This window comes from Teredinibacter turnerae T7901, assembly GCF_000023025.1.
GTDB classification, from domain to species: domain Bacteria; phylum Pseudomonadota; class Gammaproteobacteria; order Pseudomonadales; family Cellvibrionaceae; genus Teredinibacter; species Teredinibacter turnerae_B.
Genome location: NC_012997.1, coordinates 4,026,003 through 4,044,343 on the forward strand (window position 1 = coordinate 4,026,003; position 18,341 = coordinate 4,044,343).

Sequence of the window (18,341 nt, forward strand, 5' to 3'; positions counted from 1 at the left end):
CCCTTGGAAAAAAAAGACAATGCCCTTTTCCAAACCAAGCAAAACCAACCGTGTTTGGCTGATTGCTGGCTTTTTTATGCTCGTTTTCATTGCCACCAACACCGTAATTGCTTACAATTCGATCAAGACATTGGCACAGACCCACCAGAGCATTGCCAACACACTCCATGTCATTACAGTCATTAAGGATTTGTACGCTCAGCTAGTCAGTGCGGAATCCAGTCAACGTGGCTACATTATCACCAGCGACAAGCAGTATCTCGAGCCTTATGCCAAGTCAACTGGCGAATTGGGCTCGATCCTAAACTCACTTGATCAGCTCACCACCGAGATCCCCGAGCAAAAGAACAACTTCCGCGAACTTTCTGAACTCGCGAAGAAGAAAATCAGCAACATGCGGCTGGGGTTAACCCTCAAAGAATCCAAGCGAGACGCCGAGCTGCAAGAACTTTTCTACTCAGACCGGGGCCATGATCTGATGGCAGCAATTAGCGTTCAGATCAAACACATGGAAGAAATCGAATACAACCTGCTGGATGCGCGCAGCTTAGCCGCCAAGAAAGGGCGTACCAGCGCGTTTAGAACACTGCTTTTTTCAAATTCTTTCGGACTGATACTGATCCTTATTATTTATCTGTCCGTAAACAAACACATTCGCCAGCGCTTGCTTTATTCAGAATTGATTCACAAGGCAAACGAAGAGCTGGAACAGAAGGTAAAAGTGCGCACAGAGTCGTTGGAACATTACTCGGAAGAACTCCAGCGCAGTAATCGGGAGCTTCAAAACTTTGCATTCGTCGCATCGCATGACCTACAGGAACCGCTTCGTAAAATCCGCGCATTCGGTGCGCGCTTGAATACTACCTGCGCGGACCAACTTGACGATCGCGGCAAGGACTACATTAACCGGATGTTCGCAGCATCCGAACGCATGTCCGTTCTTATCGACGATCTACTAACATTCTCACGTGTGTTCACCCAGCAAAATCCGTTTGAGAAAATCGACCTCGGCGAGTTGTTGAGCGTTGTGCTCGACGATATCTCCATGGCGATTGACGATTCAGATGCAGATATCAAAGTCGCCGCCTTGCCTGTGGTCGAGTGCGACTCGAGCCAAATGCGTCGCCTGTTCCAAAACCTGATTACCAACGCAATTAAATTCAGAAAACCTGACGCGCAACCGAGTGTTCAGATCGATTGCGACACATTTACTGAAGACGATGAAGAATGGTGCCGGATCACCATCATCGATGATGGTATTGGCTTTGACCAGCAGTTCGCCGAAAAGATTTTTACGTTGTTTCAACGCCTGCATGCCCGTGACGAATACTCCGGTACGGGCCTTGGGCTGGCAATATGCCGCCGTATTGTAGAGCGCCATGGAGGGGTCATCAAAGCCTTTGGCGAGTTGGGAAAAGGCTCCCGATTTGTCATTGAACTCCCACTAACCCAGAGCAACAGACCGATACAAGATTTTTTGCCTGAGGAGGCAAACCCATGAAAACCGACGTTGAGATGCTGGAAAAAACCCCATTAAAGATCTTAATGGCAGATGACGATGATGACGACAAACTGCTCACCAAGGACGCCCTTGCCGAAAGTCGCGTACTGAATGAACTCTACTTCGTTAGCAACGGTGTTGAACTACTTGATTACCTTAAGGGTACAGGGGAGTACGCGGACAGGGAGAAATACCCGTATCCAAGTATTGTTTTGCTCGATTTAAATATGCCCAAAATGGATGGGCGTGAAGCTTTGGCATCAATTAAAGCGGATGAAAAATTACGCTCTATTCCCGTTGTCATTCTCACCACTTCCAAAGCGGAAGAGGATATGATCAAGGGGTATAACCTTGGTGCGGCCTCGTACATCACCAAACCTGTAACCTTCGACGCGCTGGTAGAGCTTATGACCACCGTCGGTAAATACTGGGTTGAGTTTGTGGAATTGCCGCAGCACCGTTAAGCCTTATTTAACTGCTGGGGGTCTACCATAATGCCCATGCTAAAAAAATATAGACGCGTTCTTCTGGTGGAGGACGACGAAGACGATTTTATCCTTACGCGCGACCTGCTCGATGAGTTTATGGACGCGACCTACACCTTAGATTGGGTAAAGAATTACGAAGAAGCCAAAGAACGCATGCTCAAGGATGAGCATGACCTCTGCTTAATGGATTATAAGCTCGGAGCCTACGATGGGATCCAGCTACTTAAGGAGGTTGTTGTGCACGATGTCTCCTTCCCAATCATTATGCTTACCGGCGTAGAAGATACCAGCCTCGACCATATTGCCCTGCAGGCTGGTGCTGCCGACTATTTGGTAAAAGCGGACCTCTCCGTCGAGACCATTGCCCGCGCCGTGCGCTACGCACTTGCTCGCCGCGAAACCGAACGCGAGCGCATGGAACGCTTGCGCGCGGAGTCCGCAAGCCGTGCAAAAACAGAGTTCCTCACACGACTAAGCCACGAACTTCGCACCCCACTGACCGCCATCCTCGGTTATACCGATTTACTATCCACGCGCAGTAAGGACGAAGCCGATCAGGAGTACCTGCAAATCGTCTCTCACAATGGGAAACATTTGCTGGCGCTGCTTAACGACGTGCTCGATCTCTCTAAAATTGAAGCGGGCAAACTGGAAATAGAAAAAAGCTTTTTCGAGATACAGCCCTTTTTCTCGGACATCTATTTGCTATTCAACATGAAGGCAAAAGACAAAGGACTCGATTTTGAGGTTCGCCTGACAGGGGAATTGCGGCCCGTCTTTTACGGCGATGCTACGCGATTGCGCCAGATTGTGCTCAATCTGATAGGCAATGCCATTAAGTTTACATCCCAGGGCAGCGTTATCGTCGAAGTATCCAGTATTGTTGAAAACGTTGGCGAAGAGCAGCAACTTCGAATTTGTGTCCATGATACCGGGCCTGGAATATCTTCAGAGCAGTTGGACGATATATTCTTGCCGTTCAACCAGGCTGCGAGCAAAAGCGAAGCCAGCGAAAACGGCACCGGATTGGGCCTGACCATCAGCCGTGAGCTGGTCTCCCGAATGGGAGGACAACTCACCGTTGAGAGCACGTTAGGAGTCGGGAGCTGCTTCTGCTGCACGCTGCCGCACGAAAAAATCGACGGTCAACCTGCCCAGATCCTTCGTATCGACACACATTCACCGGCACCATCGAACGAAAGCGTGCGCTACTACTCCGGCAACGTGCTGGTCGTTGACGATCTCGCCGATATACGCTCACTGGTTGGGCATATGGTCGCCGACAGTGGCGTTACCATTGAGTACGCCGAAAATGGCTTACAAGCGGTTGAGATGGCGACAGCGCGCCAATTATCTGGAGAGCCTTTCGACCTCATCCTGATGGATATTCAAATGCCGGTGCTCGGCGGTATCGAAGCTGCTAAGCGAATGCGGGCTGCAGGATTGCGACAACCCATTATCGCACTCACTGCGTCGAGCATGAAAGGCGACCGCGAGAAATGTTTGAAAGCTGGATTCAGTGATTTTCTTGGCAAGCCTGTTGAACGTCGCTTACTGGAGCGCTCTCTGGCTCGGTGGCTACCGGACTCACTGCTGGAACCTTTATCCAGCAGCGAAGATTTTACCGATGTAGAGCCCGGTACCGTGCTCATTGTGGAAGACGATCCCCACGCCTGCGAAATCACAGCCCTTTTGATAGAGCAGGAAGGCTGGAAGGCCGACCAGGCTTTGTCGGGAAAAGAAGCCCTAAACAAAGTCGCGCACCAGCAGTACGACGCGGTGTTGTTCGACATAAATCTCCCAGACACCAGCGGATACAAACTCGCCAAGGAGATCTATAAAAATAACAGCGAAGTGAAACTGATCGCACTGAGCGGCGAGGAAGTCGATGAAGACAAATTTATCAGTGTCCCCCTGCTGCATAGCATTTTAAAACCGGTAAACAGGGATATATTGAAAAATGCGCTGGAGCGCATCCACCAGTCATCCTTGGGCTAAGGAAGTCTCAGAGCAGCGCTCAGCGAAACACTGCGCCTTACCGCGAACGAACAGCCCCCAAGGGGCTGTTTTTTTTGTCTCCCCAAATATAGACAGTCGATCGACCCATACCTGTCGACCCCTGGTGAGCCAACCGACGCAACCTATTCCACCGCGTGAGCGAACCACCCGACAGCAAAGCCGCGCAGCCCTTGAGTAAAGCAGATACTCTTTTCCCTAAAAGCAAGAATAGGTCTAAGACTGTCTCGATTTGTAATTTGTACCCCAGGAAAAAGCAAAGCTTACATCCCGAAACCAAAAAAAATCGCTTAGGCTGTATTTTATTGTGCTTTTTCAGGCTAAAAACGCAATTCAAAAATGGCACGCGTCTTGAATTATATAAATTAACACTGCAAAAGAAGCAGAATTACGAAGTTAATTTAAAGGAGAGAGACCATGAATAGCGTAATTAAAATTGTTGGTATTGCGGCACTGATTGCCGGTCTGCAAGCATGTGACGATGGCAAAGCTGAAAACTTCGGAGAAGAAGTTGATAAGGCCTACGAGAACACCAAAGACGCTGTAAGCGACGCAGCAGACGATGCCGGTGATGCAATGGAAGACGCTTGCGAAAAAGCCACCGACGAAAACTGTTAAGATTTTCCACCAGTAGCGAAGTCCTTTGGGAGGTTTTACCTCCCTTTTTTTATTGCCAAGAAACTCATGTATTTTATCCAGGCCAGCTTAAGCCTTTCAGCTGCTTACAGCTAAATCAGAGATACTCCAAGTCGATCACATCACCCTGAAAAAACGCTCACAATAGCCGCAGTGCGAACTCACGCTTGCTCCTCATACCAGGATTATTCGGCTAACCCTTCGAGCAGAATCGTTCACAGATAATCATCTAAAAGTGATAAAGCGATAATATCGATCTGTCTCTATTCCCACCAACACAGATTATCCCTCACACGCCAAGCGATAGAAAAAAGTTGATATTCATTCATGAAACGCATAGAAACACACCGACGACAGAGTCAGCTCGAAAAAAAACCGGGCGAAACCCGGCTTGCGTATAAATTATAAAGTCGCCCAACAGCTAATCGCAGTAAGGTCGCTCGGAAAATTACCAGGTTAAACAGAGGCCTCTAAAACCTGAACTTACAGCAAGCCAATTAGCAATCGGCCCGCGCCAAAACCCATACCTGCAAGGTGATGCCTTGCACGATATATTTTGGGGGCGAATAGGCCGCAGCCGAAACTGACCCCTGCCATCGACCAGATATATTTGTCCGGTGACTGTTCAATATCTGCTACCAGCGGCATCACTCGCTTTCTATGCAACCGGTTTTTAAGGCGAAGTTCGGAAATTTTTGCATCAATGCCTAGTTTCACTCGTGCCATCTTGCACCCCCGCTTTACCGATATTCAGCTGTTCCATCATCAACCTTATCTCTTCCCGCGTATCGGAAAAGCCAATTTTATCATTCAGCTTTTTCACTTTATGCAAATGCAAACACAATGCCCCTAGCTGCAATAAAAACACCGTAATGAACGCAACACCCACCTCTCCTGTGACAAAGTAAGCACCATAGGCAATACACAAAGCACCAGAGAGCCAGGTTAGAATAAATAAAGGAATAGTTGCAAGCCGGTAAAGCCCCAACTTAATAATCGACAGAACAGAACGCTCAACCTCGAGCCTGAATATTTGCGCGGTATTAGTTATCCAGTCTCCGCCGGCACTCACAATGTCGAGATAATCTGGCCCTTCAGGTTCACCTGATCTCGAATCCAAGCCCGGAGCGCCCTTCTCGGCATCTTTACTTTCGTTTGTCGGACCGCCAGCCTGATCATTCGGTTGCATACCCACCTCCAAGCTCAAGTCTAATCACACAATGCAGTGGCGACATCCTTGTCACCGTCGCATTCGCTATTTTACTTTCAATAAGCGGGAAACGAGAAAGCCGGCCGCAAAAGAGATACCAGCAACCATTAGAGGTCGCTCACGGGCGGATGCCATCGCTTTTTCCGATGCCTCGTTAGCCTTCGCTTTTCCATCTTCGTAGTAGCCTTGAGCGTCGGATGAAACCGCGAGACCCATCGTACGTGCAGCTTCACGCGCGCTTCTAGCGGCAGCCTTAAATTGCACAACCGCATCGTCAATAGATGCGCGAGCCTCTGGAATACTCTGCTTAGTAGCAGAGGGTTCTGGAACTTCTTCGTTAATTTTTTCGCTGATAGTTTCGTTGATAGCCATATCAAACTCCTTTCTCGTTTTTTCGATCTTTGCTAATGAAGTGACCAGTGATGCGCTGCAGGTTACAACGCTTTTCACTAGAGCCTGACCAAATTAATGCCAAAGATATGCCAAAGATAAATCTTGTTTTTTCTCGTGTACATCCGGGGTTTTACGCGCATTTTCAGTGAAAAACCCGAATGCCATATACTCAACTGTAAGACTTACATTTAGCTCAAGAGTTTCTGACAATTTCGTAAGCTTGGAACATGAGCACTCGCAATTTTACAGCTCACCAATATTGGCACCGCTAAAATCATCCCTACCACGCCCAGGAGCCAGCCGAAAACAAACAACCACAGGATTACAATCAGGGGATTAATTTGAAAACGCTGACCAAGTACAGTAGGAGTAACCACTTGGCTTTCGATGCCGTTCAAAAATAAAAACGCCATCACCGGATAGAGTGCCTGCCAATTATCACCAAATTGAATAAACCCAACGCCAGTAATAATAACGCCAACAACAAATAAACCGAGATAGGGGACGAAATTAAAAATTCCCGCGAATGCCCCCCATAATAACGCATCCTCAACACCTAACAGGTAGAGCGCGCCCGCGACACTTAACCCAAGTCCCGTATTGATCACCGAAATGATTAACACATAGTATGAAACGTCCGACTGTATTGATTTCCCAATGGTCACAAATATTCGCCGATGGCGAAAGGTCGGCAAGGTTGCGACCACATTGCGATACAACGACTGACCGTGTGTAAGAAAGAAGAAAGTCAAAACAATTACAGTGAGCGCCTGAAATAATACGACTGGAGTAAAATTGGTTGCCACCTGCATAAACGCCACGGATACCTGGCTTTTAATTTTCTGCGACATAGGTTCGCCGCGATCTTTGCTGAGCTGATACCACTTTTGCTCCGCCTCCCCTGTAAGCGGCTTTGCAACCTCATCAATTTTTTGACTGATATCCTCCGAAATTTTTGATACTTGCTTAACCCACTTATCCATGGGCGAGACCAGGAGCGAAAAAGTTAACCCCAAGGCAATCACTAAAGTTAAAACCGTAAGAACTGACGACAACGATCTGGGCACTGCAAACCGGTTGAGATAGTTCACTATAGGGTTCAACAACAACGCAAAAAACATGGAAACAATAATAGGCAATACTAGTGAACGGGTGATATAAACCACAAAACACACCAAAATCAGAAATGCGCAAGACAGCATCCATCGAAGATCTTTCATCTCAGTCCTTCTACTTAATATCAAAATTGTTAACGGGCTACAGCGATAACCATGCCATCCATACATGGACAGGCATTTAAAACATGGCAAATTTATTGCTCTCAAATATAGGTAACCCGAGATTTTTTGCTTAAAGCAATAAAATCGACGAGAAATCAGCGACAAAAAGGTCGCACCATGTAGGAATTACCAGAGAGGATGCAAATATGAAATCTCGATCAAAAATTAGTGTACTGAAACCTTTATCAATTGCATGTTCAGCATTTGTGCTTAGTAGCGCGGCAATGGCAGGCGACTATTCATCGGATGAGAAAAAGCCGATGGACGATAAAAAAGCCTTCGAACATGTGAACAAAACACCGTATAACATGCAACATACGCGCTCTGAATCCGCCGACAAGTATTGGCAGGATTTCAAACAAGACGCGAACCAGACGTGGGACAATACCAAAGACGCGTTCCGCGATGGCTGGATGGAAGGCAAGCTTGAAACAGCTATTATGATGAATGATCGCTTGAACGCATTTGACATCGACATTGAAGTCAACGATAACAAAGCCATTCTTTCAGGCGAAGTATCATCAGACGTAGAGAAAAATCTGGCTGAAAGCATCGCTATGGGCATGGATGCAATCGACTCGGTCGACAACCGTCTCACCATCAACAAACAAGCAAAAATTGACGAGCAAAGCGCGGGACGCTCTTTCAGTCAATATGTTAAGGACGCTTCCATTACCGCAGCCATAAAGACCGATTTGCTCGCCGATCCTGACGTAGCAGGTTTAAAAATTGATGTGGACACGGTGAACCAAAAAGTTGTACTAAGTGGCTCCGTTGACAGCAAAAAGGAAAAAGAGCTTGCTGGCATGATTGCTAAACGTACTGACGACATTCACTCTTTTGAAAACCGTCTGGTCGTAGAGCGCGACAGCTAGTAACCCCACTCCTCCGTTTCGCACAAAAACCTCTGTACCCTTACAGGTGCAGGGGTTTTTTACATCAAATCAAAATTCGCGATACATCCTCGACGCATATGCGCTCCCTTCACCATCGCTCGCCAAATCAGCAACACTCGCAGATTTATATTTCCACTTAAACGAGCGCCCTCGAAAAACCCACCAGCAAGCCAACTCCAGTATCACATTCACTATGTTCACAACCAACCCGGGCTTGCCTTTGTGTTACCCGATGGGGAAGCCAGTTAAGTAAATGTTTCCGCCCACGAAAAAAGCCGCAGATAGAGCTGCGGCTTTTTTATAAATCCTTTCCTGCTTTCCTGCTTTCCTGCTTTCCTGCTTTCCTGCTTTCCTGCTTTCCTGCTTTCCTGCTTTCCTGCTTTCCTGCTTTCCTGCTTTCCTGCTTTCCTGCTTTCCTGCTTTCCTGCTTTCCTGCTTTCCTGCTTTCCTGCTTTCCTGCTTTAAAGAAAAGGGAGCCTTGGGGAAAGCTCCCTTTTTAACTATCTTCACGCATGAAGATAGTTAACCTACACCGTAGGTCGACGGCCTGCCACCAGGAAGATCAGCGATACAATCAGACCAACAACAAACAAGATCCAAGCGATGCTGGAAGCAGTACCTGCCAAACCGGTAAAACCTAATACACCGGCAACCAAAGCAAAAATAAGAAATACAAGTGCCCAACTAAACATGATCAATCTCCTTTACCGTTTAAAGTGGTTCGCTAAGAGTACTGCTAGAGATGTGCCAATTTTGTGATATGAATATTTTTTCCATATAAATCAAAAAGATAGCAACCTACCTGATAAAGAGGGAAGAAAATATAACGAAGAATTCGAGAAATGGATTTGTAAAATATTCAGTTGAGGCTTGGAGATTGAAAGATTTGCACAGGTTGAAGGAGAGCATAAAAACTGATTACCCCTCGAAACACTTAACCGGCAACAGAGATTTAAGTGTCGAGTGCAAATTAGCGCACTCCGTTAACAATGGAGATTGCCTAGCACCCAAAACCGGCATTTCCAAATACGACAGGCGCTAGGTAGCAAGCATATAGATATAGTGAATTGAAATCTCGGACTGAGAATGCAAGTATATTTTATCCAATCCGATATACCTTAATTCTACCCTCTATACACTCATCTTTACTGTCATATCCTATATTGACGATTTCGCCTGATGCGTATGCCAGCAAAATTCTTGAAAGCACTACCTGCCGGCGCTCGACACTAACAGATTTATCAATAACCATATAATCAAAAAGTGTGCAGACGGGATGGTTTGTAGGTTGCCCCTCAACTCGGATGAGGATCTCGTCCACGTGCGTATAAGTAAGAACCTGAGTTATCTTCCCATCAAAATTCTTGTCGTAGTCAGCGCGCACTGTGCAAGAAATTACGAGAACAACCAAAAATACAAAGTACTTTTTCAACATTTACTCCCACACTTGATCCCAATAATACTTGGATAATAATATTCTATGGATTAGTAGCTAGCTCCAAACTCACCATAACCTGTCCGCTTTCACCAATATTGCAGTTGTTCACGGCGGCCGTATAAACATCAACTCGGTGACCAGAAAGCTTAGCAGCCATTAATACCGATAATGCCTGTTGTTTAGGTTCTGCTTCCCAATCGGTAAAAAGTACCCAGAAAGATCCTGAAACATCTCCCGGCTTTTCAAGAAACACAACTCTATTCAAACCGCCCTGTCTATCCAAGCCAATACGGCCCACATAAACACCAGTGCATTTATTAAATGCCGCCTGACTATTTGATGTAATCAGCAACCCTAAAAACAATACTAAATATTTTTTCATATTAATAAGAATACCCATTTAAACCTAAATGGCATCAAAAAAACCACCAAAATATTATCCAAGCATATACTATGAGCATCAAAATGAAGATTCGGGTATTGACGCATTTCCAACAACATACATCCGCTTTACGCTGTAGGATAAATACGAGCTTTCACTTGTACTGTGAAACAATTACTACACGACTACATTATTCAACTAATTTTACAGCCTGTGTTTTATGTTATGCATTACCGCAACCTGAGCCACGACCTGATGTATAATTTGACACCTATTTGTAACCAACAAGCAGATTAGACCCCACCCGATCGTCTATCACCGCTAATTAGCTGACAACTAATCTATTGCATAAAAATCTAAGTTTATTTTCGAAATAAACTAGTCAACCATTTTAAAATAATATACCGTTTCCGTATCACCCCAGACATCACAATTATTTTTAACCGTAAATCTGAATCCGCTTGCTTGTAGCAAAAGCCAATAACAAACCAGATAGCTGAGCCTTGCCAGCATCTGTACTACCGTCTATAGCAAAGCAGGGGGAAGGCTGTGCTACCGCACAAGAAGGGACATTATTGCCAATCGCTCCATCTGTGTAGAACAAAACAACTCCGTTGTCGAGAAAGTGCACATTACTTACCATACCCGGTTCTGCGCTTCCCCCATAAACGTTTAGTGACATACAAGAGATAGAACCCAAAACAAACGTTTTAAACTTATTCATTCAAAAGACCCCCAATCAACTAACTTGACTATCGTGGTAACCAATAAACTCAAAATACTGGAAGCAATTTTGACCAGCTCTAACTTACCGAGAAAAATACCGTTTTTTTCTAAAAGCCGGAGGCTGAAATTTTCCGCGAAGATTAGTTGCGTTCTAACTCCTTTTATAGGCGTAGCCTTACACATGAAAACCCCAGAATACTGATCTTACGCAATTTCACTCTATCGATACCCGTCATATGTAAGTGTTTATAATCAGCCAAGCGATTGGAGACAGATGATTTAAAGCAGTTCGATATGATATACATTGTCTTCGGGAACTAGCCAGTCCCCTATCGAGGAGCAGTACTCACCATTCTCACCAGATCGAGTCGAGTTTTGATAGTAAAAACGTACCTGCCTATCGGTCAACTTTGCGGCCGTTATTAAGGAACTCCATACTTTGCAAGAATCTTCAGAAACATTACATAAGTAGTGCACTCCGAACCCGTTCGAAGATGCAAGCGTGCCATCAGACGAAACACCCAAATATGAAACATCTCCGACACAAAAATAGTTGGCCTTTGCTACGACCGAAAATAACAAGCTTCCCACCAAAAAAAAGTATCTGTTCATGCCACCGCTTACCCGAATAAAACCAACACACTAATCGATATAGCCTTAATAAAACGACATAGACCCGATTAGCAACTAAACATCACCACCAATAATCGTCATGTAGTACATTAAATGCTTTGTTTTCTCGAAATCGCCCAAATTATCTGCGCTACATTCAAAATCATCGTTATACCTAGCTTCTATTTTTCTTCCTGAAAGTTGAGCAGCTAACAGCTGAGCAAACAGCGCTGTACAAACTTCTTTGGAAACATCATTCCATGTCTCTGTTAATTTACAATGCATCTGAGTTCCGAAGCCGTAATTAAATTGAAGAAACGCCCCAACAGGGTGAAGCGAAACCGACTCTACACGCCCTCTGCACGTAGTGTTTGCATGAGAAAAATACGGAAACGAACCAAATAAAAACAATCCAAATAGTAGTATCTTCATATTTTTTACCAATAAAATTTGGCGGCTAGTCAACGTTCACTCGCTAAGAAAGCAAGGGGATAGCAGCGAAAACTTCGATACCTAATCAACAATTGATAATCCAATATAGTATTTTTTGACATCAGAGGCTCTGTTAATATTGCTCCCTTTTTTGGTAAAGGCTGGTTAAAGCTAGTTCAACGATTTTGAACCCAAAACAACACACTCCTCTTCACTACTGCTCCCAAGTAACCTAGGCGTAAAAATACCACCGATGTACATAATAGATAAAGCCAATATTACGAACACAAATCTTCAGCGAACTTTCTCAAGCCAATATTAGAGGACGCAAATATAACCGTTCTTTTATTTATTTTTTGATGTTAAACGAACGCCGCCCGTGGGGGTCCGTGTTATTTTTTTGTACACAACCCTCTCAAATCAATCAATATTATTATTTGAGAAGTTAGAACCCAAAAAAATCTGCAATGGAATCAACTATACCACCTCCGCTAGAAACCACCTTTTCAATAAATTTGTCCACAGGTATGTCCCCTCCGTTCCCGCCAAAAACAAATTTTCCTAAATTTTGAATATAATCCAAGTTAGCATCAACGCTTACCTCTTCATTCAGGACTTGAATGCTTACGCTAGCGTTGCCGTTGATGTTCACCGAGGTATTTGATTTGTAGACCCCAAGCAGTTCCATATGCGTATCGAAACCACTTTTGGTAAATGAACCGTACGCTCGTGAACTACTATCTGAGGTAGAATATTCCAGCCTGTCTTCTTTCAGTGACGCGTAGGCAGTTGCCATTATCATATTTGCCGTTACACTAGCACCATCCTCGCCCAGAGATCCTTCGAAACTGCTAGACAAGTACTCGGTATTAACGACAAATTCAGCAGTGAATTCGTCACCGGTAAAATCGAAACTTCCCGCAATGTGAACAGGTCTAGCTCTAGATTTCGCAATATAAACGCCACTCTCGCCTTCGGCGGGAAATGCTCCGCTATTGACATTACTGGTCAGCATTTGCAACAAGTAAGATAGCTTAAAATACGCATCGCCATAGCTACTGAGCCACTCACTTGGAAATTGATTATGACCGAGATGATTGATAAGTAAATTAAGATAACCACTCACATTTCGATCAGAGTCAGTACCCGCCGAAATAGGGACTCCAAAAACATCTGTCCAGCCATCACCATCGTAGAAATTAAACCCTAAAATATTGAATCCACTAGCGCCAATACGTTGTACTATCGCGCGCGGAAAATTGTCACCCTGTGCAATTGCCGCGGTCGGATCCAAAAGAATCAAATACAAGTTTGCCATATTTGGCATAGAGGCCAAACGCAATGAAACTTCGTGCGCCAATACCCCTCCCCTGCTATGTCCAACAAGTACAACATTCCACGCAGTTGATTTTCCCTTCAATAGCATTTGGATTACATCAGCGAGTTGCTCTATCTGACCGTCCATCGGTCGCGTATCATCCCAATCAGCTAGAATATGCTTGTACTGTAATACGCCGCCCAATTCACTTTCCAGTCTGGCTTGTAAATCAAATGCATTCGTATCGACAACGCCACCACTCGCATCTACATCTGAGATCTGCCAGCTCTCAATACTCTCCTGGAACGCACCTGAAAACGACACGAACAGCGTAGGACGCTTATTGAATGTTGTGTTAGTTGGGTGTGTATAAACAACCAAGGGTGTTAATGTGGTGCTCTCGACAGTTCCCTTTGAGATTCTATAACTACCATAGTCCTTATTTTTTACCTTGTATTCGTACCCGTACCGTATAGGCGTAGCCACCTCCCCATGTAAAATCAAAAATTGAGGCGTAATCTCGACGTCCCAGTGTATGGGTTCTTCGGTCGTTGTGTACCCTTCAACCCATTGTCGAATTTCAACATCATTCTCTAGCTCTTCGTCTGTAAAATAGATAGCAGAAACTTGAACTGAGAAAAAATATAATGGAAAAAATATCGAATAAAAAATCCGTTTCATTAATTTAATTCCTTTTAGTTGCCCACAAAATTGTTTATCAACCTACAATAAAACCTGACACAAACATCAACCAACCCACCTCATGAACCCCAACTAGACCTTTTTAAAATATTCTCATGAAGGTAACGCTAAAAAACCCCAACAGAACGCTATTTACTCTGCTGCTGCAATTATTCTAACGTATATACTAGCTTTTTGAATGTCCCCTTTTATTTACCACAAAAAAACATTGCCGATTTGAGGTTTAACACAATGGGATACTTCAGCAGAAGCATCACAGCGTGAATTGCCTGGAGCGACATAGAGTCGCTTCACCTGGCTTTACGTATCTCAACAATACTTCAGAAAAGTCTAAGTCATTAAAATCCATTATACGCTCTGACATAACCTGCTTCACATTGTGAGTCGGTGTAATGTATTTCTATGGGGTACATTCCCATATAATTCAAAGTTTCCCACTCGCATAGCATAAAGTTACTCAAAGTAGAATAACTATACGCATTTGGCGTGATATATAGACTTTGAGTTGGTTTATCAGAACATGCTGATTCGGGTAGAGAAAATCCTTTACTACCATAATAGACTGTATATTCAGAAATCTTGATATCTTTAATTTCGTCAGGCTGAAATGTTTCGACAAAATAACTAAATTCACCCTTATTGATATTCTCCTTCTCCATTAACCTGAATTCAATTGTTACCTCGGCGTTCGTTGTATTGTGGAAAACTACATACACCTCCCGATGATGGGGACAACCCTTACAGGAAGCCAGAAACAGAATTACGTTTAAAATACACACCCTTAAAAAGATATTTAACATTCGAACTCTACAGCAAGATACTATTGATAATTACAACGAGCACAGCCGGATCCAGACCCCCGTCTTCGTGGAGAGGCATCTGAAATAATTTGTTAAAATTTGATGCGTTTTGATCTCCCTGCCAAAACCTGAATCCTGACTCGCCTGAGTCGATATAGCGGCCAAATATATTGTTGTAAGGGGCTTCAGCAGCCATTGATGTCTCATAGAAATTGGTTCCATCTCGTGGCAAGGGATGTCCTTCGGGCCTCCACTGCTCGTGTCCATCAATATTTTTGATGGCGCCATAAATAATATTACGTGGATTATATGGTGCGTATGCAGGAAGCTGAATACCCGCAAGGCTTGCCACCTGATTTAGTTGAGCATCGTTCAACAATGTCAATTTCGATAGGGTCACTGCATTCTTTAGTGCTGAAAATCGGTCTGTATCGATAATTCCGTCACTGCTTATTTTCATATCCTTACGAAGTTGGTCGGCAAAATTTCTATATTTAACCAAACCTTTTTCACTCTCATCAATGGCGAACTGACGATTTATAATTTCATCATCGATTTTTAGAGAGAAAATAGCCATTGCGTCCTCGTAAAGTTTTTCTTGCTCCTCATCTCCAACGAATTTAACAATTTCATCCACAACGTCAATCGATGATATATTTTGACTTATATTTTTTTCGACCATGGTCAATAAGAAACGTGATATGGGGTCAGATGAAGACATATGCGCTGTGCGCGCGGTCCCATCTACTAAGGAACGGATAGATGAAAACGCTGTACCTACATCGCGCATAGCGATGGTCATCTCAGAGGGAATTCCTATCAACGATGGCCCATAAATTCCAAACCAGTCTATAAGGGGGTCTAACACGGGTTCTTCGTGAGCCAAGCAATCCCCAATTCCGGAAAATAATTTGTAACAGTCCCTATCACTTTCTTCTACAGGATTCTCTGCAGCAATCATCGCATTTTTTGCGCCCTCGGCATTTGCGTCTATCCATGCAATCATGGCAGTCGTAATATTTTGATCCCAACGCTTTAGAGCGTTTTTAAAAGGATCTAAAGAATCGAGCTGAAACGTGGCCAAATAGTTGATTAAATTCTCAACAGAATTTTTAGCGTCGTGTATTGCGACCATTGAATCCCGAAGATTTTCAATATCCGATCGAATTGCGTTAACCATTTCATCCAGGTCATTATCCCGTGAAGCAATTAAATCATCCCGAGCTTGCTTAAACGTTTGATAGGTCGTATGAGTAGCACAGCTCGGGGTGATTATTTGCAGTTCACCATGCGCACATTTCTGATGACCCGGATTTAACGGTTTTGGGTCAGGCACCCACAAAAAACAAACGTACTCAGTGATATCCCTCTCCAAGTTACATGCATTTGACGTGACTAAGGCTGCCATTTCATCTGTATAATTATTTATCTCCTCTTCTATATTGCGAAAAGTATTTATACTTCCACTGGCCTTGTCAAAGTTGTTCAAAAGTTTTTCAGAATGATCCAGGTAGGCGCCTCGCACCTCCGAGTCAAACTTATGAAAAAGATCATTTAACTCATCCAAAAAATTCGAATTTAGCTGGTTTGCATCTTCAAGAACTTCATTAACGGCCTGAATTTGATTTTCGTTGGGGGTATACCCGGTTAACTGGTTAATAACGACTTGGCCGGCAAACCGCTCTATACCTGTCCACACGCAGCTCGAAGCCGTTTTTCGTATAGCGGCGCGCAGTCTTTCAACTGCAAGAAAATGTATTAATGGAAAATCCCCGTCGACTGTAGCAATATCGAAAGCAGTTTGTCTGTTAAAAATAAATGCATTAGCAAGAAATTCTGAGGGCGATTCAATAAGATTGTAGCCTTTGCCCTGAGGTAAAGGTGGTAAATGCTTATCAATATATGATTCAATTGCAACATGACGTTTTTCGACATCTAATTCACCATCTGTTAACCAATATACGTCACCGGAATAATGGTTTACATAGCTGTGAGCAAACGTGTCGCCAGCAATATGCCCCAAGAAACCACGATGATAAGCCAATTCTGCGGCGTTTATCTGGCCTTGATGTGTTGGACCATCGATTGGCCCTTGCCTAATTTCCCCCGCCAGTGTATCGAGCAAACCCAACTCATTTGCAAAACTTAAATACGAACCTGTTGCTTCTCCAGTACTTTGTTCGCCCTCGTTTTCGGAGCTTGAATCGTCGTCGCTTAGGTTTTGAATGTATCCCCACATATCGTCCAGACCGTACTCCCTCTGTGCGCAGAGGTTCTCCTGATATGCATACCAATCTTCATCCGAAACACGATTTTCGATTTTGAGAATATAGTCCTCAAGGTTCATCGCCCAAGTATCAGTTCCGTAACTGTCTGTCCCTGGATGTATCAAAAACTGACCTACCGCTACATCAGGCGCTACATCAGGCCCAATATTTCCCATCCGATAAATACTTTGATTTTCTAGAATTGCGTCTCGTATCTGTGCTTCGACAGGAAAATGATAGTTTATACCGTTGATATCGATGGTGATTGCGCCATCACTAGCGAGGTCATCTATCACTTGTTGGGATATCCATACGTGGGTATTATACTTAAATGCCATCACATTCTGATTACAGCAGATAGATATGATGAGTGAAATAACACCACACTTTATATAATTCATTATCAGTTTATCCATTTAATTTCTACTTTTGATAAAACCCAACGCTTTGGATCCGACACCATCTTGCTAATGCAAAGCACACTAATTACCACATGAAGCAGCCACAAATAATTAGTTTTTTAAGCACATTCTAGTCATACCCTCTTACATCAAATATTTTTAGCCAAGCATTATCACAACCGGTGATGCCTAGCTTAACTTTTGATTTAGTCGTGTATGCCGCTAGCAACATCGATTTTACAACCCCATCAGAAACTCCAACCCCTGCGTAGCCATTATGACCTGGACACTCAGCCGCAACATCGGAACTAAATCCTTCATGCAACTTCAATGCAATAGATCCATCGCTATTAACATATATTTCCTTTATAAAACCCTCTGCCTGCTTGTATGCGAAGCAGGGATAACATGAAAAAACAAACATCAAAAAAACAGCAAGTTTCATATCACCTCCAATTTCCCCAAATAACAATAAAACAACCACTCCACACAACTAACAATCGCTCACTTTTTTTGGTCTATCGCTCTAATTATATTCATTTGTTAAAATTTCATTTTTCGGAAATTAATCCACAAATATTTTGCTCAAGATTTAGTCCAGCGCAGCCACCCTAAAATATAAATTTCAGAATACCACCATAAAAAATCATATTTAGCCAATGCTACTCCAACATTCTTAGCCGATTTTTTTCGACACAGTTAAAGTTTACCAAGCTTATATTTGATGACGCCCAAATCTCGGTTATATTTTCTATTCTTCTCAGTGGGATTATAGGATTTTATGCATTAGGCAAATATTGAAACCACGACTCACAAAAAAAACGTGCTTACGTTTTACATAAT

The 18,341-nt window shown here is 43.8% G+C and carries 17 protein-coding genes; 5 read left to right on the plus strand and 12 right to left on the minus strand.

Going from position 1 to position 18,341, the window contains the following annotated elements:
- Positions 1–19 precede the first annotated feature (19 nt).
- The 4 genes from TERTU_RS16080 to TERTU_RS16095 all read left to right on the plus strand — a co-directional run bounded on the left by TERTU_RS16080 (position 20) and on the right by TERTU_RS16095 (position 4,623).
- On the plus strand, positions 20–1,501 hold the full coding sequence (locus TERTU_RS16080; protein WP_015819070.1) for a sensor histidine kinase: 1,482 nt from the start codon (positions 20–22) through the stop codon (positions 1,499–1,501).
- A complete protein-coding gene (locus tag TERTU_RS16085; protein ID WP_015820670.1) occupies positions 1,498–1,965 on the plus strand; it encodes a response regulator in 468 nt (155 codons plus the stop codon). Before TERTU_RS16080 ends, TERTU_RS16085 begins: the two co-directional genes overlap by 4 nt.
- Positions 1,966–1,995: 30 nt before the next feature.
- Positions 1,996–3,987, plus strand: coding sequence for a response regulator (locus tag TERTU_RS16090; protein ID WP_015819220.1), 1,992 nt, complete (start codon positions 1,996–1,998; stop codon positions 3,985–3,987).
- A gap of 435 nt (positions 3,988–4,422) precedes the next feature.
- Positions 4,423–4,623 carry a lipoprotein gene (locus TERTU_RS16095; RefSeq protein WP_015820816.1) on the plus strand — a complete coding sequence of 67 codons (201 nt, stop codon included), beginning with the start codon at positions 4,423–4,425 and terminating at the stop codon, positions 4,621–4,623.
- A gap of 501 nt (positions 4,624–5,124) precedes the next feature.
- On the opposite strand, the gene TERTU_RS16100 is transcribed toward TERTU_RS16095, so the two are convergent.
- The 4 genes from TERTU_RS16100 to TERTU_RS16115 all read right to left on the minus strand — a co-directional run bounded on the left by TERTU_RS16100 (position 5,125) and on the right by TERTU_RS16115 (position 7,629).
- Complete coding sequence (locus tag TERTU_RS16100; RefSeq protein ID WP_015820370.1) at positions 5,125–5,367, minus strand: hypothetical protein; 243 nt, start codon at positions 5,365–5,367, stop codon at positions 5,125–5,127.
- Positions 5,342–5,830, minus strand: a complete 489-nt coding sequence (locus tag TERTU_RS16105; protein WP_015820861.1) for a hypothetical protein — start codon at positions 5,828–5,830, stop codon at positions 5,342–5,344. The genes TERTU_RS16100 and TERTU_RS16105 overlap by 26 nt, the downstream gene beginning before the upstream one ends.
- Before the next feature lie 66 nt (positions 5,831–5,896).
- Positions 5,897–6,223, minus strand: a complete 327-nt coding sequence (locus tag TERTU_RS16110) for a hypothetical protein (protein ID WP_015819924.1) — start codon at positions 6,221–6,223, stop codon at positions 5,897–5,899.
- A gap of 209 nt (positions 6,224–6,432) precedes the next feature.
- Positions 6,433–7,629: an AI-2E family transporter gene (locus TERTU_RS16115; protein WP_228378176.1), complete on the minus strand. Its 1,197-nt coding sequence runs from the start codon at positions 7,627–7,629 to the stop codon at positions 6,433–6,435.
- 41 nt (positions 7,630–7,670) lie between these two features.
- On the opposite strand from TERTU_RS16115, the gene TERTU_RS16120 reads away from it, so the two are divergent.
- Positions 7,671–8,399: a BON domain-containing protein gene (locus tag TERTU_RS16120; protein WP_015818542.1), complete on the plus strand. Its 729-nt coding sequence runs from the start codon at positions 7,671–7,673 to the stop codon at positions 8,397–8,399.
- A 246-nt stretch (positions 8,400–8,645) separates the two neighbouring features.
- Here TERTU_RS16120 and TERTU_RS16125 read toward each other — a convergent pair whose 3' ends face one another.
- From TERTU_RS16125 to TERTU_RS16175, 8 genes are all read right to left on the minus strand, one after another.
- The gene (locus TERTU_RS16125) at positions 8,646–8,930 is read right to left on the minus strand and encodes a FliH/SctL family protein (RefSeq protein ID WP_041590281.1); all 285 of its coding nucleotides are present in this window, start codon (positions 8,928–8,930) and stop codon (positions 8,646–8,648) included.
- A 17-nt stretch (positions 8,931–8,947) separates the two neighbouring features.
- Entirely contained in the window at positions 8,948–9,112 is a 165-nt protein-coding gene (locus TERTU_RS21470) for a DUF1328 domain-containing protein (protein ID WP_015820981.1), read from the minus strand.
- 786 nt (positions 9,113–9,898) lie between these two features.
- Positions 9,899–10,240 (minus strand): hypothetical protein, encoded by a 342-nt coding sequence (locus TERTU_RS16140; RefSeq protein ID WP_041590447.1) that lies wholly within the window; start codon positions 10,238–10,240, stop codon positions 9,899–9,901.
- Between the two features lie 439 nt (positions 10,241–10,679).
- On the minus strand, positions 10,680–10,964 hold the full coding sequence (locus tag TERTU_RS16145; RefSeq protein ID WP_041590283.1) for a hypothetical protein: 285 nt from the start codon (positions 10,962–10,964) through the stop codon (positions 10,680–10,682).
- A gap of 689 nt (positions 10,965–11,653) precedes the next feature.
- Entirely contained in the window at positions 11,654–12,010 is a 357-nt protein-coding gene (locus tag TERTU_RS21840) for a hypothetical protein (RefSeq protein WP_143876293.1), read from the minus strand.
- 445 nt (positions 12,011–12,455) lie between these two features.
- Positions 12,456–14,009, minus strand: a complete 1,554-nt coding sequence (locus TERTU_RS16160) for an alpha/beta hydrolase family protein (RefSeq protein ID WP_015820731.1) — start codon at positions 14,007–14,009, stop codon at positions 12,456–12,458.
- Positions 14,010–14,837: 828 nt separating this feature from the next.
- Positions 14,838–17,513 carry a hypothetical protein gene (locus TERTU_RS16170; RefSeq protein ID WP_015819803.1) on the minus strand — a complete coding sequence of 892 codons (2,676 nt, stop codon included), beginning with the start codon at positions 17,511–17,513 and terminating at the stop codon, positions 14,838–14,840.
- A 115-nt stretch (positions 17,514–17,628) separates the two neighbouring features.
- Positions 17,629–17,943, minus strand: coding sequence for a hypothetical protein (locus TERTU_RS16175; protein WP_015818465.1), 315 nt, complete (start codon positions 17,941–17,943; stop codon positions 17,629–17,631).
- Positions 17,944–18,341: the final 398 nt, after the last annotated feature.

What these genes read in the sequence shown, in the direction of transcription:
- TERTU_RS16080 (WP_015819070.1), top strand. Translation starts at nt 20, where the DNA reads ATGCCCTTTTCCAAACCAAGCAAAACCAACCGTGTTTGGCTGATTGCT.
- TERTU_RS16085 (WP_015820670.1), top strand. Translation starts at nt 1,498, where the DNA reads ATGAAAACCGACGTTGAGATGCTGGAAAAAACCCCATTAAAGATCTTA.
- TERTU_RS16090 (WP_015819220.1), top strand. Translation starts at nt 1,996, where the DNA reads ATGCCCATGCTAAAAAAATATAGACGCGTTCTTCTGGTGGAGGACGAC.
- TERTU_RS16095 (WP_015820816.1), top strand. Translation starts at nt 4,423, where the DNA reads ATGAATAGCGTAATTAAAATTGTTGGTATTGCGGCACTGATTGCCGGT.
- TERTU_RS16100 (WP_015820370.1), bottom strand. Translation starts at nt 5,367, where the DNA reads ATGGCACGAGTGAAACTAGGCATTGATGCAAAAATTTCCGAACTTCGC.
- TERTU_RS16105 (WP_015820861.1), bottom strand. Translation starts at nt 5,830, where the DNA reads ATGCAACCGAATGATCAGGCTGGCGGTCCGACAAACGAAAGTAAAGAT.
- TERTU_RS16110 (WP_015819924.1), bottom strand. Translation starts at nt 6,223, where the DNA reads ATGGCTATCAACGAAACTATCAGCGAAAAAATTAACGAAGAAGTTCCA.
- TERTU_RS16120 (WP_015818542.1), top strand. Translation starts at nt 7,671, where the DNA reads ATGAAATCTCGATCAAAAATTAGTGTACTGAAACCTTTATCAATTGCA.
- TERTU_RS21470 (WP_015820981.1), bottom strand. Translation starts at nt 9,112, where the DNA reads ATGTTTAGTTGGGCACTTGTATTTCTTATTTTTGCTTTGGTTGCCGGT.
- TERTU_RS16140 (WP_041590447.1), bottom strand. Translation starts at nt 10,240, where the DNA reads ATGAAAAAATATTTAGTATTGTTTTTAGGGTTGCTGATTACATCAAAT.
- TERTU_RS16145 (WP_041590283.1), bottom strand. Translation starts at nt 10,964, where the DNA reads ATGAATAAGTTTAAAACGTTTGTTTTGGGTTCTATCTCTTGTATGTCA.
- TERTU_RS21840 (WP_143876293.1), bottom strand. Translation starts at nt 12,010, where the DNA reads ATGAAGATACTACTATTTGGATTGTTTTTATTTGGTTCGTTTCCGTAT.
- TERTU_RS16160 (WP_015820731.1), bottom strand. Translation starts at nt 14,009, where the DNA reads ATGAAACGGATTTTTTATTCGATATTTTTTCCATTATATTTTTTCTCA.
- TERTU_RS16170 (WP_015819803.1), bottom strand. Translation starts at nt 17,513, where the DNA reads ATGGATAAACTGATAATGAATTATATAAAGTGTGGTGTTATTTCACTC.
- TERTU_RS16175 (WP_015818465.1), bottom strand. Translation starts at nt 17,943, where the DNA reads ATGAAACTTGCTGTTTTTTTGATGTTTGTTTTTTCATGTTATCCCTGC.